Annotated in this window: 24 protein-coding genes and 1 pseudogene; 10 read left to right on the forward strand and 15 right to left on the reverse strand. The window is 69.0% G+C overall.

Annotated features, from left to right (window positions below; translation table 11 throughout):
• Positions 1–277 precede the first annotated feature (277 nt).
• The gene (locus ACP4E5_RS40975; protein ID WP_425838644.1) at positions 278–631 is read right to left on the reverse strand and encodes a hypothetical protein; all 354 of its coding nucleotides are present in this window, start codon (positions 629–631) and stop codon (positions 278–280) included.
• Positions 632–1102: 471 nt separating this feature from the next.
• Here ACP4E5_RS40975 and ACP4E5_RS40980 point away from each other — a divergent pair.
• Positions 1103–2834 (forward strand): annotated as a pseudogene (locus ACP4E5_RS40980) (stealth family protein).
• A 41-nt stretch (positions 2835–2875) separates the two neighbouring features.
• Here ACP4E5_RS40980 and ACP4E5_RS40985 read toward each other — a convergent pair.
• On the reverse strand, positions 2876–3523 hold the full coding sequence (locus tag ACP4E5_RS40985) for a helix-turn-helix domain-containing protein (RefSeq protein ID WP_425838647.1): 648 nt from the start codon (positions 3521–3523) through the stop codon (positions 2876–2878).
• 113 nt (positions 3524–3636) lie between these two features.
• Here ACP4E5_RS40985 and ACP4E5_RS40990 point away from each other — a divergent pair, with 113 nt between their 5' ends.
• Positions 3637–4086 carry an alpha/beta fold hydrolase gene (locus ACP4E5_RS40990; RefSeq protein ID WP_425838650.1) on the forward strand — a complete coding sequence of 150 codons (450 nt, stop codon included), beginning with the start codon at positions 3637–3639 and terminating at the stop codon, positions 4084–4086.
• Positions 4087–4533: 447 nt separating this feature from the next.
• Here the strand turns inward: ACP4E5_RS40990 and ACP4E5_RS40995 are convergent, their stop codons facing one another.
• Positions 4534–7746 carry an AfsR/SARP family transcriptional regulator gene (locus ACP4E5_RS40995; protein ID WP_425838653.1) on the reverse strand — a complete coding sequence of 1071 codons (3213 nt, stop codon included), beginning with the start codon at positions 7744–7746 and terminating at the stop codon, positions 4534–4536.
• Positions 7747–7860: 114 nt separating this feature from the next.
• Here ACP4E5_RS40995 and ACP4E5_RS41000 point away from each other — a divergent pair, with 114 nt between their 5' ends.
• On the forward strand, positions 7861–8169 hold the full coding sequence (locus tag ACP4E5_RS41000) for a hypothetical protein (RefSeq protein ID WP_425838656.1): 309 nt from the start codon (positions 7861–7863) through the stop codon (positions 8167–8169).
• Positions 8170–8193: 24 nt separating this feature from the next.
• Here the strand turns inward: ACP4E5_RS41000 and ACP4E5_RS41005 are convergent, their stop codons facing one another.
• From ACP4E5_RS41005 to ACP4E5_RS41020, 4 genes are read right to left on the reverse strand one after another with little or no spacing between them, the layout of a single operon-like run.
• The gene (locus ACP4E5_RS41005) at positions 8194–9051 is read right to left on the reverse strand and encodes an aldo/keto reductase (protein WP_425838659.1); all 858 of its coding nucleotides are present in this window, start codon (positions 9049–9051) and stop codon (positions 8194–8196) included.
• Positions 9048–9482 (reverse strand): cupin domain-containing protein, encoded by a 435-nt coding sequence (locus ACP4E5_RS41010; protein WP_425838662.1) that lies wholly within the window; start codon positions 9480–9482, stop codon positions 9048–9050. Before ACP4E5_RS41010 ends, ACP4E5_RS41005 begins: the two co-directional genes overlap by 4 nt.
• A gap of 50 nt (positions 9483–9532) precedes the next feature.
• The gene (locus ACP4E5_RS41015; protein ID WP_425838665.1) at positions 9533–10528 is read right to left on the reverse strand and encodes an aldo/keto reductase; all 996 of its coding nucleotides are present in this window, start codon (positions 10526–10528) and stop codon (positions 9533–9535) included.
• Positions 10529–10530: 2 nt separating this feature from the next.
• Positions 10531–11424: a helix-turn-helix transcriptional regulator gene (locus ACP4E5_RS41020; RefSeq protein ID WP_425838668.1), complete on the reverse strand. Its 894-nt coding sequence runs from the start codon at positions 11422–11424 to the stop codon at positions 10531–10533.
• A gap of 163 nt (positions 11425–11587) precedes the next feature.
• On the opposite strand from ACP4E5_RS41020, the gene ACP4E5_RS41025 reads away from it, so the two are divergent.
• Complete coding sequence (locus ACP4E5_RS41025; protein WP_425838671.1) at positions 11588–11920, forward strand: carboxymuconolactone decarboxylase family protein; 333 nt, start codon at positions 11588–11590, stop codon at positions 11918–11920.
• Between the two features lie 87 nt (positions 11921–12007).
• Here the strand turns inward: ACP4E5_RS41025 and ACP4E5_RS41030 are convergent, their stop codons facing one another.
• Positions 12008–12754, reverse strand: a complete 747-nt coding sequence (locus ACP4E5_RS41030; RefSeq protein WP_425838674.1) for an SDR family NAD(P)-dependent oxidoreductase — start codon at positions 12752–12754, stop codon at positions 12008–12010.
• 133 nt (positions 12755–12887) lie between these two features.
• Here ACP4E5_RS41030 and ACP4E5_RS41035 point away from each other — a divergent pair, with 133 nt between their 5' ends.
• The 3 genes from ACP4E5_RS41035 to ACP4E5_RS41045 all read left to right on the forward strand — a co-directional run bounded on the left by ACP4E5_RS41035 (position 12888) and on the right by ACP4E5_RS41045 (position 14788).
• Complete coding sequence (locus ACP4E5_RS41035; RefSeq protein ID WP_425838677.1) at positions 12888–13496, forward strand: TetR/AcrR family transcriptional regulator; 609 nt, start codon at positions 12888–12890, stop codon at positions 13494–13496.
• 96 nt (positions 13497–13592) lie between these two features.
• Positions 13593–14024 carry a VOC family protein gene (locus ACP4E5_RS41040; RefSeq protein ID WP_425838680.1) on the forward strand — a complete coding sequence of 144 codons (432 nt, stop codon included), beginning with the start codon at positions 13593–13595 and terminating at the stop codon, positions 14022–14024.
• Between the two features lie 236 nt (positions 14025–14260).
• Positions 14261–14788 (forward strand): hypothetical protein, encoded by a 528-nt coding sequence (locus tag ACP4E5_RS41045; RefSeq protein WP_425838683.1) that lies wholly within the window; start codon positions 14261–14263, stop codon positions 14786–14788.
• Positions 14789–14833: 45 nt separating this feature from the next.
• Here ACP4E5_RS41045 and ACP4E5_RS41050 read toward each other — a convergent pair whose 3' ends face one another.
• Positions 14834–15505, reverse strand: coding sequence for a TetR/AcrR family transcriptional regulator (locus ACP4E5_RS41050; RefSeq protein ID WP_425838685.1), 672 nt, complete (start codon positions 15503–15505; stop codon positions 14834–14836).
• Positions 15506–15659: 154 nt separating this feature from the next.
• Here ACP4E5_RS41050 and ACP4E5_RS41055 point away from each other — a divergent pair, with 154 nt between their 5' ends.
• Positions 15660–16652 carry a substrate-binding domain-containing protein gene (locus ACP4E5_RS41055; RefSeq protein ID WP_425838688.1) on the forward strand — a complete coding sequence of 331 codons (993 nt, stop codon included), beginning with the start codon at positions 15660–15662 and terminating at the stop codon, positions 16650–16652.
• Between the two features lie 30 nt (positions 16653–16682).
• Here the strand turns inward: ACP4E5_RS41055 and ACP4E5_RS41060 are convergent, their stop codons facing one another.
• The 6 genes from ACP4E5_RS41060 to ACP4E5_RS41085 form a co-directional block, all read right to left on the reverse strand.
• On the reverse strand, positions 16683–17471 hold the full coding sequence (locus ACP4E5_RS41060) for a creatininase family protein (protein ID WP_425838691.1): 789 nt from the start codon (positions 17469–17471) through the stop codon (positions 16683–16685).
• 35 nt (positions 17472–17506) lie between these two features.
• The gene (locus tag ACP4E5_RS41065; protein WP_425838694.1) at positions 17507–18838 is read right to left on the reverse strand and encodes an FAD-binding oxidoreductase; all 1332 of its coding nucleotides are present in this window, start codon (positions 18836–18838) and stop codon (positions 17507–17509) included.
• Positions 18831–20003, reverse strand: coding sequence for an ABC transporter substrate-binding protein (locus ACP4E5_RS41070; RefSeq protein ID WP_425838697.1), 1173 nt, complete (start codon positions 20001–20003; stop codon positions 18831–18833). Before ACP4E5_RS41070 ends, ACP4E5_RS41065 begins: the two co-directional genes overlap by 8 nt.
• Before the next feature lie 37 nt (positions 20004–20040).
• Positions 20041–20907 (reverse strand): ABC transporter permease, encoded by an 867-nt coding sequence (locus tag ACP4E5_RS41075; RefSeq protein ID WP_425838700.1) that lies wholly within the window; start codon positions 20905–20907, stop codon positions 20041–20043.
• Entirely contained in the window at positions 20904–21653 is a 750-nt protein-coding gene (locus ACP4E5_RS41080) for an ABC transporter ATP-binding protein (RefSeq protein WP_425838702.1), read from the reverse strand. The genes ACP4E5_RS41075 and ACP4E5_RS41080 overlap by 4 nt, the downstream gene beginning before the upstream one ends.
• 61 nt (positions 21654–21714) lie before the next feature.
• Positions 21715–22908: an amidohydrolase family protein gene (locus ACP4E5_RS41085; protein ID WP_425838705.1), complete on the reverse strand. Its 1194-nt coding sequence runs from the start codon at positions 22906–22908 to the stop codon at positions 21715–21717.
• Between the two features lie 225 nt (positions 22909–23133).
• On the opposite strand from ACP4E5_RS41085, the gene ACP4E5_RS41090 reads away from it, so the two are divergent.
• On the forward strand, positions 23134–23778 hold the full coding sequence (locus ACP4E5_RS41090; protein ID WP_425838708.1) for a helix-turn-helix domain-containing protein: 645 nt from the start codon (positions 23134–23136) through the stop codon (positions 23776–23778).
• A 1-nt stretch (position 23779) separates the two neighbouring features.
• Positions 23780–24187 carry a RidA family protein gene (locus tag ACP4E5_RS41095; protein ID WP_425838711.1) on the forward strand — a complete coding sequence of 136 codons (408 nt, stop codon included), beginning with the start codon at positions 23780–23782 and terminating at the stop codon, positions 24185–24187.
• Positions 24188–24533: the final 346 nt, after the last annotated feature.

Here is a 24533-nt window from a genome sequence, read left to right on the forward strand (position 1 = left end):
CGTCGATGCCCTGGGCCTGGACACGACCCCGAGATTCAGGGCATCACCCTCATCGCCGTTTACCGGGCAAAGGGGTTCGTGATCCTTCCGCGTCGGCGGGTGGTGGCGAGGCCATGGCATGGCTGTTGCACGCGCGACGAAACGTCCGCGATTACGAGACCTCGCCTCAGCACTCCGAGCGAATGTCCACCTCGTAGCCATCACGCTCGTGACCCGCAGGCTAACCTGCCTGATCATCCGTCGGGACCCGCATCGCTATGGGCTCCCAATTGGGTTCTCAGTCGAAAGCGTCGGTCATGCAGTCCGACTGGTCACCGGCGGCTTTGAATGCGTGGCGGAGGGCGGCAGCCGCCTGTTCGCGCTCCACCACGTACCCGTAGTTCTGACGTGCAGTCGTAGTCACGTCGTCGACCGTGACGATTGCCGGTTCGCCGCTCGCGGCGCGGCGGCGCGCGGCGGCAATCGCCATGTCCGCAGCACACAGCAGCGTTCTGGAGCGCTCCCGGATTCCGGCAGCCTCGGCACGCTTCGCCGAGAATGGACGCAGGACGAGTCCCCGAAACAGGACACCAGCGGCGACCAGAACGAAACCCAGCACTACGAACACGGATCCGCCGGCGTCGCGAGGCATCTAGCCAGTCTCCACCACGTCCACGGAATCCGTCACGGCAATCCTCCTGCCAGGCTGGGCCCTGCTCGTGCAGGCCGGTCCCGAGGGGCGTGCGACGGCGGAGAGCGCGGCCGAACTGGATCGCCGCCCGGGCCGGCTTCGATGAGCGGCCCGCCAAGTACGCGCATTTGCTGACGGAGCTGGCCGTCCCTGATCCGGCGCGGGTGCCGGTGTCGTAGCAGGCCGGGCTGTGGACGGACGGCGTAGGCAGCCGCCGTCATCCCGAAATGGTTGTACGTGGTCAGGCGGCACTTTGGCAGAGAATCCGTCACGTCTTTCTCACGCTTGCCGTTCCGGCACCCGGCCCGGCCGAACAGTCGTCCGGCCGACATAGCCTGAGGCGGTCTCTCACGGCACACGAGCCGTCCGACACCTCAGCAGCCCCTCGGTGGGCGCGGCACGGCTGCCCGTTTGACAGATCGGATGTACGAAATGGCGACCCCCAGACCCCTTCTCGCCCGCTTCCGTCGAGACGTACGGGAGGAGCCCGCGCCTGAGGTCACCACGGTGGACCGGCGTGGCGAGCTGCTCGCGGGTGACGCGTCGTTGGCCGAGGTGACGGCCGACGGGCGTACCTGGATAGGTCGCCGGGTCGGCAGTCTGGAGGAGGGGCGGGCGGCCGAGCGCAATCTCCACCTCGTCACGGCGGCCCTCGAACACGGCGGCGTCGACTACTTCCTGGTGCCCGGCCGCTCCGTACAGCGGTACGTCGTCGGCATTCGGCTGAGCGACCGCAAGGCCCTGCTGAGGTCCCTGCGCGAGCTGTACGCCGGCACGGCCCTCTACGCGGCGGAACCCGTATCGGACATCTGGCCCGGCAGCGCCGCGCTGTACGCCGAAGGCGCGCTGCCCACAGACCTCAAGCGGCGCTCGGCCATCCGCTTCGGCGAAATACTCCTCGGCCCCTCCGGACAGGTGCTCGCGGGCCTGGTGCGAGGGTGCGACGTGGAGTTCTGGCGCGATGGCGGGCAGCTCCGTGAGCAGCGGGAACAGGGCGACGAGCGCGCCGCCGAACTCCTCGGCGGCCTCCGCTTCCAGGCGCCGCCCGCCCTCCTCGACGGCGCGCTGGTGGGGCCCCGACCCAACGCGGTCTCCGACGTCGTACCGGCCGAGGCCCAGAAGCCCGCCACCCGCACGATCCGGGGCACTGCCCACCCCACGTTCGCCGACTTCGCCGAACCCGGCATCGACACGGTCACGTTCCCCCTGGACGTCGTCTACACGTGGGTGGACGGCGACGACCCCGCGCTGGCCGCCAAGCGCGAGGCCCACCGGACCGGCCGGGTCCCCGACGCGGAGTCCCGCGAGGCGGGCGCCTCCCGCTACACGAGCCACGACGAACTCAAGTACTCCCTGCGGTCCTTGGACATGTACGCCCCGTTCCTGAGGAACGTGTACATCGTCACCGACGGCCAGACCCCCGCGTGGCTGGACACCTCGGCGCCCGGCATCCGGGTCGTCGACCACAAGGAGGTGTTCCGCGACCCGGACATGCTCCCCGTCTTCAACTCCCATGCCATCGGCACCCAGTTGCACCACATCGAGGGCCTGTCCGAGCAGTACCTGTACTTCAACGACGACGTCTTCCTCGGCCGCCCCGTCACGGCGGGCCACTTCTTCCACGGCAACGGCATCGCCAAGGTGCCCTTTCTCACCCTCCCAACTCGGCCTCGGCGCACCGCATCCCGACGAACCGGCCCCCAACTCGGCGGGCAAGAACGTCCGGTGTCTGCTGTTCGAGGAGCACGGGCGGATGACCGTGAACAAGTTCGCGCACGCCCCGCACCCCCAGATCCGCTCGGTGATGCGCGAGATAGAGGAGCGCTTCGCGGCCGACGTGGACCGCACCAGCCGCTCCCGGTTCCGTGCCCCGACCGACATCGCCATGGGCGCCTCGTTCCACCACCACCAGGCATTCCTCACCGGCCGTGCGGTGCCCGCGACGTACAAGGCGCGCTACGTCGACGTGGCCCGGGCCGACGCGGACGAGCGGCTCGCCGAGCTCCTGACGAACCGCCGGTTCGACTTCTTCTGCCTCAACGACGTCAACACCCCGTCCGAGCAGCAGGAAGAGATCCACCGGAAGATCCATGCCTTCCTGGAGAACTACTTCCCGTTCCCCAGCCGCTTCGAGCGCGAGCGTGAGAGTGATACGAGCGTCTGACGGCGGGACGGCCGGGCCTGCCCCGTCGGCCGGGCGTCACGTCATGACGCTTTCCCGCGCGATGTGCCGCCGTGGTTGGACCGCCGCCATTCACTGGGCGTGAGCCCGTAGGTCTGGCCGAAGCGGCGGGAGAAGTACGCGGGGCTCGTGAAGCGCCAGGAACGGGCGATGGACTCGATGGCGCGGTGCCGGTGGGTGGCCGCGGCCAGATCGTCGCGTGTGCCTTCCAGGCGGCGTCGGATGATCCATTTTTGGAGGCTGAGGCCGCCCTCCTCGCAGTGCCGGTACAGGGTGCGTACGGACGTGTTGTGGGCCCAGGCGATGCGTTGGGGCGTGAGGTCGGGCTCGCGCAGATGGGCCCGCACGTAGGTCAGGACACGCGTGAGGAGGGTTTCCCGTGCGACCTGCCGGCGGATGCGGTCGTCGCCCGCGACGGAAAGGATCCACGCGCGCGTGAGTTCCATGGTGGCGTTGGCGAGCGCTTCGGTCTCGGCGCCGCCCTCCAACTGGTCGGCAATACGGCGCAGTCCACGGATGTGATCAGTGAGCAGCGCTCCGATGGGGCTGTACTGAAGGAGCGGGACGGACGCTCGCACGGTGTCCCCGGGGATGGCGAGGCGATCCATGTCGAACATGAGGGCCAGCGCGCTCCAGGTGCCCGTCCACGAGTACGCGTACCCCTGGGACATGGGTGCCAGGGTCGGAGCGCACTCTGCGATGAACTGCTGGTGGCTGTCCCAGGCGAATCCACCGCTTCCTTCCAGCAGGACGTTGATCGCTACGGTGTCCAGCGCATCCCGCCGTGCCTGCCGCAGCGAACGCCGGGTGCGGCAACGCGAACGTCAAGGCGCTGGTCTACGTCGCCGCCTTCGCGCCCGACGAGGGCGAGAGCGCGCTCACCCTCACCGCGAAGTTCCCCGGCAGCCAACTGGAGAGCGCCCTCGTCGGCCGCCCGTACCCGATTCCCGGGGCCGAGCCCGGTGTGGATGGCTACATCGACCCCGTGAAGTTCCACGACGTCTTCGCCCAGGACCTGCCGCAGGCGCAGACCGCGATCATGGCGACGGCCCAACGCCCGGGCAGCATCGGCGGGTTGGGCACACCCAGCGGCGTACCGGCGTGGAAGACCGTGCCGTCCTGGTACGTCGTCGCGTCCGGCGACCGTGTCATCCCGCCGGCCGCGCAGCGTTTCATGGCCGAACGCGCCAAGAGCAATTCGTCGAGGCCAAGGGGGCCTCGCACGTCGCGATGATGTCTCGTCCGGACATCGTCGTCCGGCACATCGAGGCCGCGTACCGCGCTGTCACACGCTGACATCCCGCGAGGAGGGGGCATGAGCACCCCCTGACACCATCGTCCTGATCCACGGCTTCTGGGTGACACCAAGGAGCTCGCAGCACTGGGTCACCCACGCGGATCCGCCCCCGATCGAGAAGGCCACCGTCGAGCAGATCGTCGAGAGCCTCGAGCCCCTGGTCGGCGGCCTGGACCGACCGCCGATCCTGATCGGCCACTCCGCGGGCGGCGTCTTCGTCCAACTCCTGCTGGACCGCGGATACGGAGCGGCGGGCGTCGCCCTCAGCTCCGCACCCACCGAGGGCGTCGCCTGCCGACATCGCCGACCGCTTCTGCTGGCTGGGCACTGGGACCGCGACAGAGGTCGACATCTGACGGGCTCCGGGAGCGCTCGTACGTGTCCTCAGCCGATCTCGGTCTTCAAGTGGGCGGCCTGGGCGAGTGCCTGGAGGGTGAGGGCCTCGCCGGGGCGGTGGCCGGTCTCGCGATGAATGGTGAGGGCCTGACGCCCCAACTCGATTGCTGTGGCGGCGGATTCCTCGGATGCCGCTATGCCGCACAGGCTGGTCAGCACTTGGCCTTCGACCACGCGGAAGGAACAGGCACGTGCCAGCGCCAGCGCCTGTTCGGCGTGGACACGGGCCTCGTTGCCGAGGCTCATGTCTCTAAAGGTGAGAGACAGGCCAAGGAGGCTGTCCGCCTCGGGGCGCGTGTACTTCCCTTGACGGGCCACAGAGAGTGCCTGCGTGCCGGCCTGGGCCGCCTGGTCGAGTTGTTTCAGTTCTCGGTGGGCGGTGGCCATCGTGTTGAGAATGCTCGCCTGGGTCCAGCGCCGTCCTTTGTCCTTGGCCAGGGCGTAGGCGTGCTCTGCCTGTGTCAGTGCTTCACTGTGTCGACCGAGCGCGATGTTGTTCTTGGCGACAGCGTCGAGCACTGCGGCATGGGCGTGATGGTTGCCCTCACTCTCGCTGGCGGTCACCTCGGGCACGAGGAGCGCGAGGCCGTCGGTCGGACGGCCCAGTTCCCAGTACACCCAGCCAAGATTCTGCAAGGCCAGGCTGTTGTCCCACCCCTTGATCTGGGTTCCCAGGCGGATAGCGAGTTCGAGCTGTTCGGCAGCTTCGTGCAGTCGGCCCATGTCCCGGCAGGCCAGTCCGATGACGACGGACCCCAAGACTTCGAGGTAGGGATTTCCGGCCTCGCGGGCGATCCTCGTGCCGGTGGTGACGTGCAGCTGTGCCTTCTCGAGCTGCGCCATGTTCCACTCTGCCTGGCCCTGGCCGCCTATGGCTGCTGCTTCGCCCGTCGCCCACCCGAGTTCCCTGCTGATGTGCAGCGCACGGGAATGATGGTCGAGGGCCAGCGCAGGATTCCCCCAGTCGGCCTGGATCAGCCCGAGGCTGATGTGCATGGCTGCCTGGCCGAACGGGTCAGCCTCAGAAACCGCCGCATCGAGCGCGGTCTGCGCGGCGGCCTGCCACGCTGCTCGCGGTAGTTGGGCAAAGAAGTAGCCGAACAGTGCGTTGACCATGTGCCATGCGACGGGACGGGGACCGTGGTGGGCGGCATGGTCGATGCAGGCGAGCAGATTTCCGCGTTCCGCCTCCAGCCATGGCGTGGCGACGGCGGGGGAGGGCAGGCATGGGTGCCCGTGGCGGCCGAGTCCCGGGGGCAGTTCCGGGAAGAGCCAGGTTCCCGCGACGGCGCGTACCGCATGCAGGTACCAGAGCAAGAGCCGTTCCAGCGCCGCGTCGCGATCCGCTGCCGGCTCCTCCGCCCGTGCACATTCTTGCGCGTATTCGCGTAGGAGATCGTGGAACTGGTACCGGCCCACCGTCGTGGGTTCGATCAAGTGAGCTTCTGTCAAGGTGCTGAGCAGACGGCGGGCCTGTGTCAGCGGCATGTCCCCGAGCGCTGCCGCGGACTCCGCGGTGAACTCCGCCCCAGGGAACAGGCCGAGCAGGCGAAAGAGCCGGCGCGCGGCTGGTGCCAGAACCCGGTAGGACACGGAAAAGGCCGTACGCAGGGGGGTGTTGGCGTCCGAGTCCGGCTCCAGCGCTGCCAGACGATGGCCCTCGGCCATCTCGGCGACCAGGTCGGCCGGACGCAGGCCAGGATCTCCCGCCAGTTGGGCAGAGGCCACCCGTAGCGCCAGAGGCAGCCTGCCGCACAGGTGGATCAACTCGCTCACCGCGGCCCCATCGGTGGAGTCCCGCTCCGAGTCGACGGCTCGGCCCAGCAGCGTCCGGGCCTCGGTGCCCCGGAGAAGGCCCAGAGCGAGGGCGTGGGCCCCGTCGTGGGCGACGAGGTCGCCGAGACGGTTGCGGCTGGTGACGATGACGCAGCAGGTCGGACTGCCCGGCAACAGCGGACGTACCTGTTCGGGCGAGGCCGCGTTGTCCAGCAGGACGAGCACGTGCCGGTCGGCAAGCAGTGTGCGCAGGATCCGGCCCTGTGCCTCGGGCAGGGAAGGGATCTCCGTGGCCGTGAGGCCGAGGCTGCGCAGCAGCAGTTCCAGCGCCTCACGAGGCTCGAGTGGCCGCCGGTCATGATCGAAGCCGTGCAGGTTGACGTAGAGCTGGCCGTCCGGGAACCGGTCACGCACCTGGTGTGCCCAGTGCACGGCCAGCGCTGTCTTGCCGATGCCCGCGGCGCCGCCGATGGCGGAGATCACGACGGATCTTGGCACGGTGTCGCCCTGCCCGGGCTCGGGCGGGAGCAGAGCGTGGAGCTGGGCGAGTTCTTCGGTTCGACCGACGAATCCGGCAGTGTCGAGGGGGAGTTCAGCAGGCACGCCACTGTGCCGTGGAGGAACGGGAGCCGGTAAGCCTATGAGGACGGTGTCGTCCTGTCGCAGCACCGCTTCATGGACGCGGCGCAGTTCTTCACCCGGGTGAGTGCCGAGTTCGTCCCGCAACCGCACGCGCATGTCCTCGAAGGCGCGCAGTGCTTCTCCCTGCCGGCCACAGCCGTACAAGGCCCGCATGTGCAGGACTGTCAGTCGCTCGTCGTATCCGTCAGACGCGGGCGATGCCACACCGAGGCCGTCCAGAGCCTCCTCGTAGCGGCCCAGCAGCACCAGACACCTGAGCCACTCCACCTGTAGTGTTCGTCGCCGCTCCATCCATCGCTGACGTTCCTCGCGTGCGAACGGCCCCGGCAGACCGGACAGCGGTTCTCCCCTGAATATGCCTATTGCACGCGATAGTTGGTCCGCGGCGGTGGTCAGATCTCCGGATGCGAACGCACGCATCGCTTCGCTGCTTTGCCCCTCCAGATCCGTCGTGTCGAGCCCGACTTCCTCAACGGCGAAGCGGTACCACCCCGTACCGCTGCGGATCACCGACTCCGAGGGTCGCGCACCTTCTGGATCGAGCGCCCTTCGCAGTGAGTTGACGTGCGTGGGCAGCACTTTGCTGCCGTCTGCGGGCGGCTGTGCACCCCACACCGCGTCGAGCAGTCGCTCATGACTGCATACGGCGTCCTGGCCCAGGAGCAGTGCGGACAGCACAGCTTGCTGCTTGGCCGGCCCCAACCTCAGCGGCGTCTCGCCCCGCCAGGCCCGTAAGGGCCCGAGCACTTCGATCCGGAGTGGTCGGGGAGATCTGCTGTCCACCGCACAGCCTCCGCTTCAATGTCGCCCTCATCAAAAGTTCAGAGGTATTGCAGCACGCCCGAACACGGTGGGGACCACGAGATCGCACAACCTGCACAACCACAGGAGGGTCAAGTGACCGAAGCGGAGATTGTGGCCATCGCGCTGGCCACAGGCGCGGCCCAGAGGCTTACCGGGATCGGCGGAGTCGTTGCGGAACTCCATACCGTCCTGCAGCGCGCAGTCCGCGAACGGCTGGCTGGCGGGGAATACGGCGTACGGGTCCTCGACGCGTACGCGACGGACCCAGACGTATGGCAGACCCGACTGCTCCAGGTCCTGGCTGATGGAATGGACATGGACGAAGAGGTCGTCAGAGCGGCCCGGGCGGTGCTCCGAGCAGACGGCAACAGCCGCAACGGCCTCGGGCCGAGACCGTGCTGACCGGTCTCGGCCCGTCGTCTGGTGTCACTTGCCGCTGTAGACGGGGAACGCGCTGTGTTCGCCGTAGTCCACGTCGCGCAGGCCCCGCAGGGCGTCCATGTCGGTGGCGGAGAGTTCGAAGTCGACCTCGGCGTTGGAGCGCATGTGGTCGGGGTTCGACGTCTTGGGCAGGGAGACCGTGCCGAGTTGCAGGGTGTAGCGGATGCACAGCTGCGGGACGGTCACGCCGTACTTCTTGGCCATTGCCTGGACTTCGGCGTTCTCCAGGATCGCGCCGTGGGCGATCGGCGAGTACGCCTCGACGAGGATCTGCTTCGCGGCGCAGTAGTCCAGGAGCTCCGAGGGGGTGTTGCCGGCGTGGACGAGCAGTTGGTTCACGTGTGGCACGACGGTCGCGCCCTGGAGGAGGTTCTCCAGGTCCTGTTGCTGGAAGTTGGAGACCCCGATGGAGCGGATCTTGCCGGCCTGGTGGGCCTCTTCGAGCGCGCGCCAAGCTGCGCGATTGCCCTCGGCGTAGTCGCCGCCGCGGAAGTCGTCCCACGGCTGCGGGCTGTGGATGAGCATCAGGTCGATGTGGTCGAGACCGAGTTTGTGAAGTGACTCGTCGATCGAGGCGACCGCCCGGTCGTAGTCCTTGATCTCGGCTGCGAGTTTCGTCGAGACGAACAGCTCGTCGCGGGGGACCGCGGCGGTGCGCACGCCCTCGCCGACACCGCGCTCGTTGCCATAGGCCTGGGCGGTGTCGATGTTGCGGTAGCCGATCTCCACGGCCGCGCGGACCGCCTCGGCCGCCTTGTCGTCGTCGATGAACCAGGTGCCGAGCCCCAGTTGGGGGATCTCGACTCCGTTGGAGAGCGTGTAGGTCTCGTTCAGGATGGTCATGCGGTCGCTCCGTTCCTCGGCAGCTTGCCGTACGCCTCGTCGGTGACGGGCTCGAGCCATTCGTTGCTGACGTTCTCGCCCGGGGTGATGAAGGCGACGTGGGAGAACCACGCGTCGGCCTTCGCGCCGTGCCAGTGCTTCGTGCCCGCCGGGACGCGCACCACGGTTCCGGGCTCCATGCTGATGGGGTCCTCGCCCTCGGCCTGGTACCAGCCGCTGCCCGCCGTGCACAGCAGGATCTGGTCACCGCCGCCGTCCGTGCCGTGGTGGATGTGCCAGTTGTTGCGGCAGCCCGGCTCGAAGGAGACGTTGCTGACGGGGACGTTGCCCGAGGCGAGCGGGGCGAGGTAGCTCTGGCCGGTGAAGTATTGGGCGTAGGCGTCGTTCTTCTCGCCGAGCGGGAAGATCTGGTCGAATCCGGTGGCGGTCATGTTCTGCGTGCTTTCCTTCTGGTTCGGTGCGGTCTTCGGTGCGGGCCGCTCTAGCGGTTCACGTAGCCCATGTGCTGGGCGTTGTAGCGGTCGCCGCGGACGCCGACCTGTTGGGCGAGGCCGTCGAGGTCGGCCACCTCGTCCGCGGACAGCGCGAGGGCCGTCGCGGCGTTGTTCTCCTGGATGCGTGCCGTGCGGCGGGTGCCCGGGATCGGCACGATCCACGGCTGCTGCGCGAGCAGCCAGGCAAGGGCGACCTGGCCCGGCGTCGCGCCCTTCCCTTCGGCGAGCCGGCGGACGTGGTCGACGAGGGCCTGGTTCGCGGCCAGGTTCTGCGCCTCGAAGCGCGGGACGCGTTGGCGGATGTCGCCGTCGGTGAAGGTGGTGGAGGTGTCGACGGTGCCGGTGAGGAAGCCCTTCCCCAGGGGGCTGAACGGTACGAAGCCGATGCCGAGCTCGGCGAGCGTGGGCAGTACCTCGGCCTCGGGGTCCCGTGTCCACAGCGAGTACTCGCTCTGGACCGCGGTCACGGGTTGCACGGCGTGCGCGGCGCGGATGGTGGCGGCCGAGGCCTCGGAGAGCCCGAAGTGCCTGACCTTCCCCTCGGCGGTCAGCTCGCCGACCGTGCCCGCGACATCCTCGATCGGCACGTCGGGGTCGACGCGGTGCTGGTAGAACAGGTCGATCGCGTCGGTACGCAGCCGCTTCAGGGACGCCTCCGCGACGCGGCGGATCTGCTCGGGGCGGCTGTCCAGGCCGACGCTGCGGCCGTCCTGGATGTCCCATCCGAACTTGGTGGCGATCACGACCTGGTCGCGGATCGGCTCGAACGCCTCGCCGACCAACTCCTCGTTCACGTACGGCCCGTAGACCTCGGCGGTGTCGAAGAAGGTCACGCCCTCGTCGACGGCGGAGCGCAGCACGGCGATCATGTCGTCGCGGCTGCCGGGGTTGGGGCCGTAGCTCTGGGACATGCCCATCGCGCCGAGCCCGATCGCGGACACGTCCAGGCCGTGTCCACCGTGTCCGAGTGTTCTGGTGTGCATGGTCAGCCCTCCTGGGTCGTGGTCGGGTGTCCGTCGCGGGACGGCCGCGTGGTGGGTGTCGCGGCGAGGCTCGCGAGCAGTTGCAGGCGTTCCTGGCTGGGCGAGCCGGGCTCAGCGGTGTAGATGAGGAACGAGAGGCCGGGCTCGGCGGTCAGCTCAAGACCCTCGTACGTCAGCGTGAGGTCGCCGACCTCGTGGTGGTGGAACTCCTTGGTGCCCGATCCGTGGCGGCGCACGTTGTGGGCTGCCCAGCGGGTCCGGAATTCGTCGCTGCACGTGGACAGCTCGCCGATCAGGTCGTGCAGCTGCTTGTCCCGGGGGTCGCGGCCCGCCTCCGTGCGCAGGATCGACACGGTGATGTCGGCGGCCGCCTCCCAGTGCGGGTAGAACGCCTGGGCCCGTTCGTCGAGGAAGCAGTAACGGGCCAGGTTTCCCTGCCCGGGGCCGTCGAACACCTCGTCGTAGAAGGCGCGCCCGAGGGCGTTGGTGGCGAGGACGTCCATCCGGCCGTTGCGTACGAACGCGGGTCCGAGGGCGATGGCGTCCAGCGCACGGGTCAGGCTGTCCCGGGGCACCCACTTCTTCGGACTGCGCCTGCGTACGGGCCGGGCCGCGCCGTTGGCTGCCCTGGCGAGGTCGAAGAGGTGTTCACGCTCGGCGTCGTCCAGTCGCAGCGCCCGGGCGAGTGACTCCAGCACGGCGTCGGAGACACCGGCAAGGTGGCCGCGCTCGATCTTGGCGTAGTACTCGGGGCTCACGTCCGCGAGCATCGCGACCTCGCCGCGGCGCAGGCCCGACACCCTGCGGTGCCCGGAGGCCGGCAGGCCGGCCTGTTCCGGCGTGAGGTTCGCTCGACGGGACATGAGGAACTCCCGTGCTTCGTTCCTGGCGTCCATGGCTTCCACGCTAAAGCGCGAAGCCGCTGTGAGGGATGCCTGAGGGATGCCCTGCCAGTACGCCCCTCGTCGGGGACTCCCTCGACCGGCACGTGCGGCGGTGTCATTGGCACTGCACGCAGAGAAAGCGCTCGGCGGATGTCGGCGCGGACAGGGAGAGAACATGGCTGAGAACACGGGCACCGGCTGGAGCGGCGGGAAGAACGCCTTCGGTGACTTCGCGCCGGGGATGGTCCATTACACCGACCGGGTCCTCTTCGACGAGGTCTGGGAGCGCGAGGGACTGTCCAAGCGCGACCGCAGCCTTGTCACCATCGCCGCGCTGACCGCGCTCGGGAAGCTGGACCAGCTGAAGTTCCACCTCGGCTTCGCGCGCCAAAACGGCGTCACCGACGAGGAGCTCCAGGAGGCACTGCTGCACTTGGCGTTCTACGCGGGCTGGCCCAACGGCATGGGGGCGACGGGCGTCCTGAAGAGCATCGTCGAGGAGCAGTAGGAGCGCGGTAGCAGAGCAGTAGGTGCAGGACTGAGCCTGCCCCGGCCTTGGCTCCCGATGCCCGCCGCCCACCATCGGCTACTCGCCCTACGCCCCGTACCCGCCGTCGATCGCGAGCACCGCGCCGGTGATGTAGGAGGCCTGCGGGCTGGCGAGGAAGACGACGCCCGCGGCGATCTCCTCCGGCCTGCCGTGCCGGCCCATCGCCGTCGTCGGGAGGAACATGGGGGCGGCGGGGCCGTCGGCGGGGTTCATGTCGGTGTCGATGAACCCGGGCTGGATGACGTTGACCGTGATGCCCCGGTGGGCCAGATCGCGGGCGGCGCCCCGGCTGTAGCCCTCGAGGGCGGACTTGGAGCCCGCGTAGTCGGTCATCCCGGTGAAACCCACCCGCGTTCCCACGCCCGAGCTGATACTCACGATCCGCCCGCCTTCGGGCAGGAGCGGGAACGCCGCCCGGATCGCGGCCACCACGCTGGTGTAGTTGATGGCGAGTTGGCGGTCGAAAACGGCCTCGTCGGCGAGTTCGCTGTCAATGGGGGCGGCGGCGGTGAACCCCGCGTTGTTGACCAGGATGTCGAGTCTTCCGAAGTGCTGGGCCACGCTGTGGATCAGGCCCGCAGCCTGCGACGCGTCCGCCTGGTCGGCCTGGAAAGCCGCCGCGCGCACTCCCTTCGCCTCCAGATCGGCGACCACGGCCTTGGCGCGATCCGCCGAGGACGAGTAGCTGATCGCGACATCGGCTCCTTCGTCGGCCAGCGCCAGCGCCGTCGCCGCCCCGATTCCCCGCGATCCGCCGGTCACGATCGCGACCTTGTTGTCCAGCTTTCCCATGTCTTCCTGCTTCCCTCGGCGCGAAGTGCGACGTGCGACGTACTCCGGGCGTGACGCACGGCGGAGTTCTTGACCGCACGGTCCACCATAAGGATAGTGGACCATGCGGTCAAGAATGCGTATCGTGGTGGACATGGCACGACCACGAGCGTTCGACGAGAAGCAAGTACTGAATGCCGTCCGGGAGCAGTTCTGGGACGCCGGGTACGCCGCGACCTCGCTGGAAGACCTGATGCGGGTCAGCGGGCTCGGCAAAGGCAGCCTCTATGCGGCGTTCGGCGACAAGCGCCAGCTCTTCCTTCGGGCGTTGCAGGGCTACACCGACGACAGTCATGGCCACCTTCGGGATGCCCTCGACGAGGCACCACGCGCGGTGGACGCCCTCCGCATGCTCCTCGAAGCCCCGATCGGCGACCCGACCGGTACGCGGCGTGGCTGCCTGATGGCCAACAGCACCTGCGAACTCGGCAACGCCGATCCGGAGGTCCTCGCCCACGCCCACCGCACCTACGAGACGTCCACCGCGCTGATCGCCGACTGTGTCGCCCGCGCCCAACGCGAGGGCGACGTGTCGGCCGACGCGGAGCCGATTGAACTGGCGCGGGCCCTCCTGGCCGCGCAACAAGGCATCGTGTTCATGGGCCGCACCGGGATGGACACGACCACCCTCACCGCCACGGCACGGTCACTCGCGGCGCAACTCCTGCCGGACCGTGCCGACGGCGATCCCTCAGCTCGTTGACGGAGTGTGGCGTCACCGACCTGCGTCCTCGTGTCAGAGGCAGGCTCTAGCGTGTTGCCCTCAATGAACTGACGTCAGTACCGGGAGGGCAGCCGTATGGCTTCGGTGCCGCAGAAGATCACCACGTTTCTCATGTTCGAGGGCGACGCGGAGGAGGCTCTGACCTTTTACACGTCTCTGTTCGAGGACGCGAGGGTCATCGACATCTCCCGTTACGGAGCCGACGGCCCAGGGGAGGAGGGCACGGTGGTGCGCGCCACCTTCTCGCTCGCCGGGCAGCAGTTCATGTGCATCGACAGCCATGTCAAGCACGCCTTCGGGTTCACCCCGGCGATGTCGCTGTTCGTCGAGTGCGACACCGAAGCCGAGCTCGACCGCCTCTACGAGGCACTCGCCGCGCAGGGGACGGAACTCATGCCGCTGGGGTCGTACGGCTTCAGCGCCAAGTTCGGCTGGGTGAACGACCGCTTCGGCGTCTCCTGGCAGTTGAACCTGCGCAGCGTCACCCAAGGGCCGACGAGAGGCTGAGCATGAACTCCCGTGCCCGCCAACGTGGTTCGGCTCGGGTGAACCGTCCTGCGGAGCAACCCAACAGAGCCTTGACCGTGTGCTGCCAGCGTGTGGGCCTCTACACTCTGTCCTGCGGCCACCGCCTGATGTTCTGTCCCCCCACACCGGTGATCGAAGGCGGCCGCATCCGCGTCGCTCGCTCCCCGGCCATCCGGGACAGGGGCCCAAGCGGGCTGAGGGTAGGGGGGCTCACCATGCGGTTGACCACTTCACGGCCGGTGATCCGGGGCTTCGGTGTTCTCGCGGTCGGCCTGGCCCTGGCCGCGACCTCAGGATGCACCGTTCCCGTCGATGGGCTCGCCGGCATCTCCGTGACCGCCGATGGCCAGCTGCTCGGCGTCATGATGGTCTGCGGACATCACATCGACGGCGCGACCGTCTACGTGGACAGGCCGGGCACCAACAAGACGGTGACGATTCGTTCGTGGACCGCCGACCGCCCCCTCGCACCGGGCCTCACCACATGGCCCCTCGACTCTCCTGCTGCCGGCTGGACCGCGACCGGATCTCCCGCTCCGTTCAACGCCAGGACCACCTACGACCTTTACGGTTGGACCAAGGACAACTCGTGGTCAGCGACGGACGTCTCCTTCACCCTGGCCGACCGGCACCGGGTCACCCCGGGACACGTCCGGTACGACAAGGTCGTGCACGCCGGCGAGGAAACCGCAGTCACCGTCTCCACAGCGGAGTTCAAACTCAGGGCCTGCGAGAACAGGTGACAGCTGGCGGTTCTGGCGGACGAGGCAATCGCCCAGTAGAAACGGTCAGTTGGTCACAGCAGGCGTGCCCGGCCGCGGCGCTTCCGCAGGAGCCTGGTGAGGCTGCTGCAGCAACGCCCCGATGTCGGCGTTGTATTGCGCGGTGTCGGTCAGGCCGAAGGCCACCCGCTGGAGCAGGAATCCGTGCAGCAGGCCCATCACCACGCGTGCGCCGTGATCGGGCCGGACGGTCGGCGGGACGGCGCCGGCCGCCTGGCCGCGCTCGATGGCTTCGGCGATGCCGCGGTGCACCGAGGTGAAGCCGGCGACGGCCGGGGACCGTACCGCGTCGTTGCGCAGCATTTCCGACCAGGTCTGCACGGCGCAGCGCAGCAGTTCGTCGACGGGTACGTCGTGGCCCGCGGCGTCGCGGACCGTGTCCGCGGAGAGTGCGTCGAGCGCGGCGGCGGTCAGCTCGGCGACGGAAGCGGAGTCGGCCTCGGCGGCCAGCCGCTCGACCGGGGCGAAGATCAGGCGGAAGGCGTCCCCGGCGATGGCGAGGATGATCTCGTCCTTGCTCTCGAAGTACCGGTACGGGGCGCCCTGCGAGACACCGGCCTCCGCGGCGATGTCGGGCATCGACGTCTGGTGGAAACCGTCGCGTGAGAAGCAACGGCGTGCCGCCGCCACGATCTCCGCACGCTTGGCCTCGCGGCGCTCCGGTGTGAGGCGCGGCATGGCTGACCCCTTCAACGTGAACGAGCATTTACCTTGACCGGCGTCCGGTCGCGGCCTACTTTAATAGTGAAAGCTCATTCACGGAAGCGGGGATCCCTGATGAGTGGAGGGTCCTCGGGTTCTTGAGAGTGGAGGGGCCCTGTTGGGTGCGGGCATGAAGACGGAACTACGCGTCGCGACCTATGCCTACGAGCACACCGAGGCGCTGCTCGACGGCCGCGTCCCGATCGACGGCGTGGACGCCACCTTCGAGACGGCCCCGCTGGTCTCGGACATCTTCCGGCGCGCCGTCGAGGGACGTTACGACGTCGCCGAGTACGGCCTGACCTACTTCCTGCGCACCTTCGACCTGGAGGAATCCCCGTTCCTCGCGCTGCCGATCTTCCCGAACCGCAACTTCCGGCACTCGTCCGTCTTCGTGAACACCGCGGCCGGGATCGAGAAGCCGCAGGACCTCGCGGGCCGGACGATCGGCGAGTTCGCGATGTACGGGCACGACCCTGGCGTATGGATGAAGGGGATCTTCTCCGACGAGTACGGCTTGACTCCCGACCGGTCCCGTTGGGTCATCGGGGGTACCGATCATCCCCTTCCCGCCTTCGACTGGGTTCCGCAGCCCGTGCCGGAGGGCGTGGATGTGCGGCACGCCGCCGAGGGGGAGAGCCTCGGCGCGATGCTCGAGTCAGGCGAGATCGACGCGCTCATCTCCGTCGACGTTCCCCGGTCGCTGATCGCCGGCTCGACGAGGATCGCCCGCCTCTTCCCCGACTACGAGGCCGTGGAGCGCGACTACTACCGGCGCACCGGAATCTTCCCCGCCATGCACGTCGTCGTGGTCCCCCGGGAACTGGCCACGCAGGACGAGCTGATGACCTCGATCTACCGTGCCTTCTGCGAGGCCAAGGACATCGCCCAGCAGAAGTACCGCCAGGGCGCGCTGAAGCAGCACATGAGCGTCATCACACCCTGGTTCAGCAGCCACTTCGAGGAGAACCGGGCGCTGCTGGGCGAGGACTGGTGGCCGTACGGTCTCGGCGCGAATCGCAAGGTCGTCGACACGTTCCTGCGGTACCACTACGAACAGGGCCTCTCCAGGCGCCTGTTGACCAGCGAGGACATCATCGTGCCCGCGCTGCTCGACACCTGAGGACGGGCGGTCCGGTCCCTCCGGCTGGTGTCATGTGTCTTCGCGCGCCGGGCCGGGATGGAAGCGTGCGCACTCGCGCAGCGCCGCGGCTCCTCGTGCGACGGCTGCCTCGATGAGTTTGCGGCCCAGTGCGGCGTCCGCTCCCGTCGGGTCGCCGACCACGCCGTCGCCCGTGCCGAAGTCGTCGCTGGTCCAGCCGAAGGAGACGGCCTTGCCGAAGCCGATGTGCTCGTAGGCCGTGAGGTGTTCGGGGACGCTGCGCTTCGCGCGGGTCAGGTCGACCAGGTCCGGGCGGAGGTGGAGCATCGCGGATGTCTCGTTCAGGCCGCCGTGCACCCCGAGCCCGAGTTCGGACTCGGGTGAGGTGCCGCCCTGGTCGACCGGGAGCGAGGCGTGCAGCAGGAAGGTGTGCAGGCCGTGCCGCACACGGAGTTCGCGCAGAGCCACGCCGAGCAGGGCGCTGTTGCCGCCGTGCGCGTTCAGGAAGGCCAGGCGGCGCACCGGGCCCGCCGCGAGTGAGCGGCCGATGTCGTCGAGCACGGCGAGCAGCGTCGTCGGGCCGATCCACAACGTCCCTGCGGACCAGGCGTGTTCATTGGACTTGGTGTACGCGAGCGAGGGCAGGAGCGTGATGTCGCACTCCTCGCCCGCCGCCTGTGCCGCGCCCTCCGCGACGGCCTCGGCGATCAAGTGGTCTGTGGCGACCGGGAGATGGGCGCCGTGCTGCTCGATCGCGCCGACGGGGAGTACGGCGACGGTGTCGTCCGGGAGTTGTTCGACGGCCGGGGCCGCGAGTTCGGCGAAGCGGGTGAACGCCATGGGCGTTCTCCTTCCGTGCGGGGGGAGTTGCCGGGTCAGGACTTCGTGGCGGGCGGCAGGTGGCCGGGGTTGAGGAGGCCGAGCGGGTCGGTGGTGCGGGCCGTGTCGCGGACGAGGTCGACGCGGCGGTCGACGAACCAGTTGTGCGGGTCGTGGACCGAAACACCCAACACGGCAAGCGAGTTGATGCCCTCGTACACGGTGTGCGCGTCCTCGTAGCGCGCCATGAGTATCCCGACGGTGCCGGTGCGCATGCCCTCCAGGTGCAGGAGTGTGCCGGGGAAGACCCGCCGGATGGCGGTGGGGTCGCCGAGCAGGGCCTCGCCGGAGACCTCCAGGTGGAAGTAGCCGTCGTGGGCCTTCATCAGGTGGTACGTCGGGTGGTTGAAGGAGAGCGAGGTCAGCCTGCCGGGCCCGTGCGGGGCGGGGCGGACGTCCAGGACGCGCCCACCGTGCCGGTCGATGATCGCGCGCGCGGCGGGCTCGGCGTCCGCCTCGATGATGGCGCGCAGGCTCAGGGCGGCCGGGTCGAGACCGTCGGCAGGAGGGAAGGTGGCGACCAGGCCCGCCTCGTCCAACGACACCAGACGGGGCGGGGGTTCGAGCGCCACGAGGTCCGCGAGGGCGGCTGTCGCGGCGGACCAGTCGTCGAACGCCGAGAAGAATCCGGTCCACTCGCGGGCGGGTTGCAGCCGCACGGTCGCCGCGGCCAGGACGCCCGAGGTCCCGTAGGCGTGGAGGTAGGGCAGCGCGTCCTCGCCGTGAAGTGTGAAGGGCCGCGCGGTGTCGGTGCAGGGCACCACCGTCAGGTCCTTCACGAACCCTCCTGTCGTGGTGCGGTGCACGAGCGAGCCGGTGCCGCCGTTGCCGCCGGCCAGGAAGCCGCCGATGGTCGAGCCCACCGTGGAGGGGAACATCCACAGCTCCTGCCCGTGCCGTCTGGCCTGCGCCTCGAGGGCCGACATCCGGGCGCCGGCCTCCACCCTGATCCAGCCGTCGCCGACTTCGAGGACGCGGTTGCAGCCGGTCAGGTCCAGTACCGCGCCGCCATTGAGCGGGATCGCCTGCCCGTAGTTCCCCGTTCCCTTGCCGCGTGCGGTCAGGGGCACGCGGTGGCGGTGTGCCAAGGCGACGATCCCGGAAATCTGCTCGTGCCGCTCCGGTCGCACCACCACTTCGGCGCGCCCGCCGGGCAGCTTCGCCGCGAGGATCGGGGACAGGTGTGCCCAGTCCCGTGAGGCCTTCGTCAGGGTCGGCTCGTCGCGTACGACTCCACGGTCGCCGAGGAGGTGAGTGACCGCCGCGGTGAACTCCCCGATGGCGGCGGTCCGTTGGGGGCTGGGCGTGGTCGTGAGGACGTCAGTCATGGTGCATCCCGATCGATGAGTCGATGAACCGATTGGTGGCCAGATCCTCGGACGTGAGCCCGGCGGGGACCTTCACCCCGTTCTTGGTGAGCAGCGGCGCGAACGTGCCGCGAATCCTGTCGACCCGTTTCATGTCGAAACTGCCGATGCTGCCGTCCGACTCCTCGTCGAGAAGCTTGAGTTTGATCAACTGTCGGGCGGCGTACTGGCCGGTCTGCTTGCTGTACACCCAGCCGGTGTTGTACTGCGTGGCCAGGTCGGCGACGAGGTCGACGGCCCGGTCCGGGTGCGCGGCGAAGTCGGCCGCCGAGCGCTGGATGACGGGGACGAGCTTCTTCAGGCAGGCGGCGCGCTTGCCGAGATCGGCACTGCGCACGGAGATGGCCTGGGGGTAGACGTTGTAGCCAACGTCGGCGAGGAGCTGGTACTTCACCGGCTTCTTCCAGGCCGAGATCTCGTGTTCGTAGATGTACGGTTCGGCGGTCGCGAAGCCCTGCTGCACGATGCTGGGGTCGGACACGAAGCGGGCGGGCGCGCCGTCGTAACTCCCGTCCACCTGACTCTTCTTGACCATCTTCTTGTCGAGGAGCAGCGGCATGAAGAGATTGCCGTCGGCGTAGACGACCTTCGCGTCGCTCTTGTGGATGTCGGCGACCGAATGCCACGTGGGATGGCTCGCCGGGTCCCACATCAGGATCTGCGGGCTCTTCTTCATGAGGGCCGCGACCGCGGTGACCGGGCGCTTGGCGGCCGCCTCGATGGCGTCGTCGCTGGTGACGGTCGCCAGCATGATGTCCTTGTCGAGGTAGAGCTGGGACGTCACGCTCTGGTAGCCGATCGCGGAGCCGCCCGCGCGGATCTCGATGTCCACGCCCGTGTCCTTGCCGCCGGAGACGAGCGGTCCGGTGACGCGCTTCTTGTCGGTGTCGATGGTGTAGCCGGGGCCCACGAGGTTGTAGAGCGGCCCGTGTTCGGCCTCCGGCTCCCAGTCCGTCTGCACGACGACCTTCTTCGGACAGACGCCGGCGAGGCGCTGTGGGGAGGGGGCGTCCTTGAGGTTCGCGGCGGAGCCCGTGTCGGTTCCGGCACCGCAGGCGGTGGCGGAAAGCAGGATGATTGCGGAGGAAATGCCCGTGAGGGCGCGGCGTTTGGCGGTGAGTGGCAAGAGAGGCTCCGAGACGGGAGGGGGAGGGCCGCGCCGCTCAGCGGTCGCCCGCGGACGCGTGCCAGGAGCCGACGGCGAGCCGCCCGGCAAGCGTGAACACGGCGAAGACGACGACGCCGAAGAGCGAGGCCAGGATGATCGACGCGAACAGCTCCTCGGACTGAAGCCGGGAGCGGAAGACGTCGAGCAGGGTGCCGATGCCGGGGCTGCCCTGCTTGAAGAACATGTCGCCGACGATCGCGCCGATCACCGCGAGCCCGGACGAGGTACGCAGCCCGGTGAAGATCGCGGGCAGCGCGGAGGGGATCTCCAGCTTGCGCAGCCGGTCCCAGCGCCCGGCCCGTTGCAGCGTGAACAGGTCGTGGTGGGCGCGGTCCACGGACTGAAGCCCGAACAGCGTGTTGGCGATCATCGGGAAGAGCGCGATGAGGACACAGACCACCACTCGGCTGGTGAAGCCGAACCCGAACCAGAGCCCGATCAGCGGCACGATCGCGAGGATCGGCACGGTCTGCAGGACGACCGCGTACGGGTACAGGGAGCGCTCCAGCCAGGTGGCCCGGCTCATCAGGACGGCCGCGCCCACGCCCAGGACGCTCGCGATGAGGAGGCCGACCAGGGCCACCTGCGCGGTGAGCCAGAGAGCGGTGAGCATCGGCTGGAGGCGGGTCCAGTCGAGGAAGGCCACGCTCAGGACCTGGTGCGGCGGCGGCACGAGGAAGCGTCGTGCGGGGGTGAGCATCAGGTAGCTGACGGCGTACCAGATGCCGAGGAAGACGGCGAGGGACGCGAGCGGCGCCAGCACGAGCACCTGCCGGCGGCCCGACTTCGCCGCGGTGACGGAGGGCGGGGCGGGTGCTTCCTGGGCGTCGAGGGGCTCTGCCGGCGCGGTCTGCGTACTCACTGGATTCCTCCTCGCAGGGCCGCCGAGACCTCGCCCGCGATCCGGGAGAACCGGGAGTCGTAGCGCAGCTCGGGCGGGCGTGGGTGGGCGAACGGCACATCGAACTCGGCGACGATCCGGCCGGGCCGCTGCGACATGACCAGGACCCGGGTGGCGAGGAAGACGGCCTCCGGGACCGAGTGGGTGATGAAGAGCCCCGCGAATCCCGTCTCGGCGAAGATCCGCTGCAACTCCTCCTGCATGCGCAGCCTGGTGATCTCGTCGAGGGCGCCGAAAGGCTCGTCGAACAGATGGAGCGAGGGGCGCATCATCAGCGCCCGCGCCAGCGAGACCCGCATCCGCATGCCGCCGGACAGCTGCCCCGGCAGCTGCTTCTCGGCCCCGCCGAGGCCCACGAGCCGGATGGCCTCCATGGCCCGCTCGCGGCGTTCCGGCTTGCTCAACCCGCCCAGTTCCCCGGGGAGTTCGACATTGGCGAGGACGCTGCGCCAGGGCAGCAGGGTGGCGTCCTGGAAGACGTACCCCACCGGATCACCCGCCGTGCGCACCGCGCCGGCCGTCGGTGTCTCCAAGCCGGAGGCGAGTCGCAGCAGGGTGGACTTGCCGCAGCCGGAAGGGCCGACAACGGCGACGAAGTCCCCCTGATTCACCGTGAGTTGTACGTCGGTGAGTGCCGTGGTGCCGTTCTCGAAGCGCTTCTCCACGCCGTCGAGGCGCAGAGCCGTCGTCTCCAGAGTCGCCGTCATGCTTCCTCCATCCCGAACAGCCGGGAATCGCCGGTGGGCCAGATGTTGATAGCGTGAACATTCATTGTTTCGGCGCCGTGACGCGGAGGTCACCATCGGCTCCAACTGCGCTCTCCCGCACCACTGTTGTGCGACTGACGACACGGCCGGCCTTGAACACGATGCGATCCGCGTACGCGGCCCCGAGCGCCTGCGACAGTGAATCGGCGCGTACGGCGAGCAGGTCGGCGACCGCCCCCTCGTACGGGCCGGCCGGTGGCAGCCCGAGGACGTCCCGGGCCCCGGCCGTCACGGCGCGCACCGCCTCCTCGACGGTGACATGCCCCGCCGTCACCAGGAGCGCCGCTGTCTCCAGCGGGTCGGCGCGTCCCACGGGGTTGAACGGGTCGCGTACGTTGTCGCCCCCGGCGGCGAGCGAGACCCCCGCGTCGAGCAGCGCGCGCACGGCGGTCAGGCCGCGTGGCGTGGACGACGGGTGCTCGCGCCCCTGCAGATACAGGTTGGTCAGTGGCAGCGTCACCACGCCGATGCCACTCTGCGCCGCCTCCTTGGCGATCCGCGCCGCCTCCATCGGTTCGGTGACACCCAGGCTGCTGCAGTGCGAAGCCGTGACCCGGCGGGGGAAGCGCAGCCGGCGGACGGCGTCCGTCATGAGTGCCAAGTCGCTTGCCCCGGGCCGAAGATGCTCGTCGGCGTGCAGATCGATGCTCACGCCGAGCCGCTCGGCGAGGATCAGCATCTGTTCGACGAGTGATGCCGGGTCCGCGGACAGGTGCGGGCAGCCGCCCAGCAGGTCGGCCCCCATGTGCACCGCATCGGCGAGCAGTTGCTCGGGTGCGCCACTGTGCAGGACGGCTATCTGGAGCTCGGCCCGGCCCCGCAGCTCCGCGCGCAGGTGGACCAGGGCGCGGATGCCGCGCAGGGGGTCGGCTCCCGGGAGGATGTCGGCGTGGGTGCGTATGACGGTCGCGCCGTTGGCCGTCAGTTCCTCGGCCGTGCGCCGGGCCCGGGTCAGGACGTCCTGTTCGGTGACGGCCTCGGCGTAGCGGCGCCAGGCGTCGACCGCCCCCGGCAGGTCACATGGGGGTGCCGCGGCAAGATCCCAGGTCCCGGACTTGTCCAGATGGGCGTGCGGTTCGGCGGGTGCGGTGAGCAGGAGATGGCCGGACAGGTCCAACTCGCCATCGGTTGAAGGCAATTGGCCGGACGCGGCCACGGCCGCCACAAGTCCGCCCGCGATTCGCAGATCGACCACGGAGCCGTCGGCGAGCAGGGCGTTGCGGATCGTACCGACCCCCGACGGTCTTGGACTCGGTCCCGGCCTTGGGTCCGGTCTCGGCGTTGGGCGCATGGCGAACTCCTCGCGGAAGAAGTGGCAACGACAGGCTCATGCTTAGAATGTTGACGTCATGAACATCGACCGTAAGGGCCGTACATTTCCACGGAGTTAAGGCGCCCACGGAGAAGCAGGAGAGCCACCATGCCGCCGCAAGGAGCACGTGACGAGAGGGGCGCTGGGCGAGATCCGAGTCCCGACACCGCCCTGCGCATCGAACTGGGCTCCACCGTAAGGAGGTTGCGAAAGGGGCAGTCCCTGACGCTGGTCCAGCTCGCCGAACGGGCCTCGCTGTCCCACCCGTTCTTGAGTCAACTGGAACGCGGTCTGGCCCGCCCCAGCATGCAGTCGCTCCAGCGCATCGCCCACGCCCTCGGCACCACCCAACAGGCCCTCCTCGCCCCACCGGGACCACCCCCCGAGGGCGGGTCCCACCTCGTACGCAGCGGAGAAGGCCCCCCGGTCGCCACACCCGCGGGCACCGCCAGGATGCTCGGCGCCGGCGGCCTCGCCGTGCACCCGGTCGAATTCACCGGCTGCACACCTGACTTCAAGGAGTACTACGACCACGCGGGCGACGAATTCCTCTACGTCGTCGGCGGTGAGATCGAAGTCGACCTGGGTTACCCCGACGGTCCCCGCCTGCACCTCCTGACCCAGGGGGACAGCCTCACCTACCCCGGCGGCACCCCGCACCGCTGGCGCGCCGTCTCGGCCCCCGAGCAGGTCCGCATCCTGATGGTCCAGAACGTCCCTGACACCAACAGGGGCACCGAGAAAGGCAAGTGACATGCCCAAACGCAACCTCGGCCCCCTGACCTACGGCGACACCGTCCAGCCCTGGGGGCGCGGAGCCGCGGCGGCGGACTTCGTCTTCCTCAGCGGAATCGACGGTGTCACCGACCGGACGGGCCGCCAGGTCCACGGCATCGCCGCCCAGACCACCGTGCTGCTCGACCGCGTACAGGAACTCCTCGCCGACGCGGGTGCCACGATGGACGACATCGTCCAGCTCGACCAGTACGTGGCCGACCCGGCGGAACGGCTCACGTACATGACCACCCGCGACGCCTGGCTCGCCAAGCACGCCCCCAGACTCCTCGACGAGCGCTCGTACGCTTCACTGCTGATCTACCCCCGCCTCGCGACCGAGGACATGCGCGTCGAGATACGGGCGGTGGCGTACGTGGACGCGTGAGTGAGCCGCGGCGCCATGCGGAGCCGGCGGGGAAGTCGGTCCCTGGTCAGGCCGTGCGGATGACGTGGCCTCGAGCAGGCGCGGTTCATGGGCGTCGCGGGCAGGAAACACTGCGTGCGGATGATCAGCCCCGGGGCGGCCGTCATTGTGAGCACTCGCGAAGATCAGCGTCAAGGGTCGGGGCGGGCCGGCGGTCGTTCATGTCGCGTCAGCTCAGGGCGGGTTGAGGTGGATCCGCTACAAGATCATTGACAACCCCGCGGCCCGCCCATAGTGTCCGCTCGCCAACCTGTCGAACGCTGTTCGAAATCTCGAATGCATACGCATCGGAGGGCAACGTGGCCCA

Source organism: Streptomyces fractus (assembly GCF_049844455.1).
Lineage (GTDB): Bacteria > Actinomycetota > Actinomycetes > Streptomycetales > Streptomycetaceae > Streptomyces > Streptomyces fractus.

Excerpts from the sequence above, each read along its gene's own strand:
- ACP4E5_RS40975 (WP_425838644.1), bottom strand. The coding sequence starts at position 631 with ATGCCTCGCGACGCCGGCGGATCCGTGTTCGTAGTGCTGGGTTTCGTT.
- ACP4E5_RS41045 (WP_425838683.1), top strand. The coding sequence starts at position 14,261 with ATGCGGTTGACCACTTCACGGCCGGTGATCCGGGGCTTCGGTGTTCTC.
- ACP4E5_RS41030 (WP_425838674.1), bottom strand. The coding sequence starts at position 12,754 with ATGGGAAAGCTGGACAACAAGGTCGCGATCGTGACCGGCGGATCGCGG.
- ACP4E5_RS41055 (WP_425838688.1), top strand. The coding sequence starts at position 15,660 with ATGAAGACGGAACTACGCGTCGCGACCTATGCCTACGAGCACACCGAG.
- ACP4E5_RS41065 (WP_425838694.1), bottom strand. The coding sequence starts at position 18,838 with ATGACTGACGTCCTCACGACCACGCCCAGCCCCCAACGGACCGCCGCC.
- ACP4E5_RS41040 (WP_425838680.1), top strand. The coding sequence starts at position 13,593 with ATGGCTTCGGTGCCGCAGAAGATCACCACGTTTCTCATGTTCGAGGGC.
- ACP4E5_RS41020 (WP_425838668.1), bottom strand. The coding sequence starts at position 11,424 with ATGGACGCCAGGAACGAAGCACGGGAGTTCCTCATGTCCCGTCGAGCG.
- ACP4E5_RS41090 (WP_425838708.1), top strand. The coding sequence starts at position 23,134 with ATGCCGCCGCAAGGAGCACGTGACGAGAGGGGCGCTGGGCGAGATCCG.
- ACP4E5_RS41015 (WP_425838665.1), bottom strand. The coding sequence starts at position 10,528 with ATGCACACCAGAACACTCGGACACGGTGGACACGGCCTGGACGTGTCC.
- ACP4E5_RS41035 (WP_425838677.1), top strand. The coding sequence starts at position 12,888 with ATGGCACGACCACGAGCGTTCGACGAGAAGCAAGTACTGAATGCCGTC.
- ACP4E5_RS40985 (WP_425838647.1), bottom strand. The coding sequence starts at position 3,523 with ATGTCCCAGGGGTACGCGTACTCGTGGACGGGCACCTGGAGCGCGCTG.
- ACP4E5_RS41095 (WP_425838711.1), top strand. The coding sequence starts at position 23,780 with ATGCCCAAACGCAACCTCGGCCCCCTGACCTACGGCGACACCGTCCAG.
- ACP4E5_RS41050 (WP_425838685.1), bottom strand. The coding sequence starts at position 15,505 with ATGCCGCGCCTCACACCGGAGCGCCGCGAGGCCAAGCGTGCGGAGATC.
- ACP4E5_RS41005 (WP_425838659.1), bottom strand. The coding sequence starts at position 9,051 with ATGACCATCCTGAACGAGACCTACACGCTCTCCAACGGAGTCGAGATC.
- ACP4E5_RS41080 (WP_425838702.1), bottom strand. The coding sequence starts at position 21,653 with ATGACGGCGACTCTGGAGACGACGGCTCTGCGCCTCGACGGCGTGGAG.
- ACP4E5_RS41060 (WP_425838691.1), bottom strand. The coding sequence starts at position 17,471 with ATGGCGTTCACCCGCTTCGCCGAACTCGCGGCCCCGGCCGTCGAACAA.
- ACP4E5_RS41025 (WP_425838671.1), top strand. The coding sequence starts at position 11,588 with ATGGCTGAGAACACGGGCACCGGCTGGAGCGGCGGGAAGAACGCCTTC.
- ACP4E5_RS41010 (WP_425838662.1), bottom strand. The coding sequence starts at position 9,482 with ATGACCGCCACCGGATTCGACCAGATCTTCCCGCTCGGCGAGAAGAAC.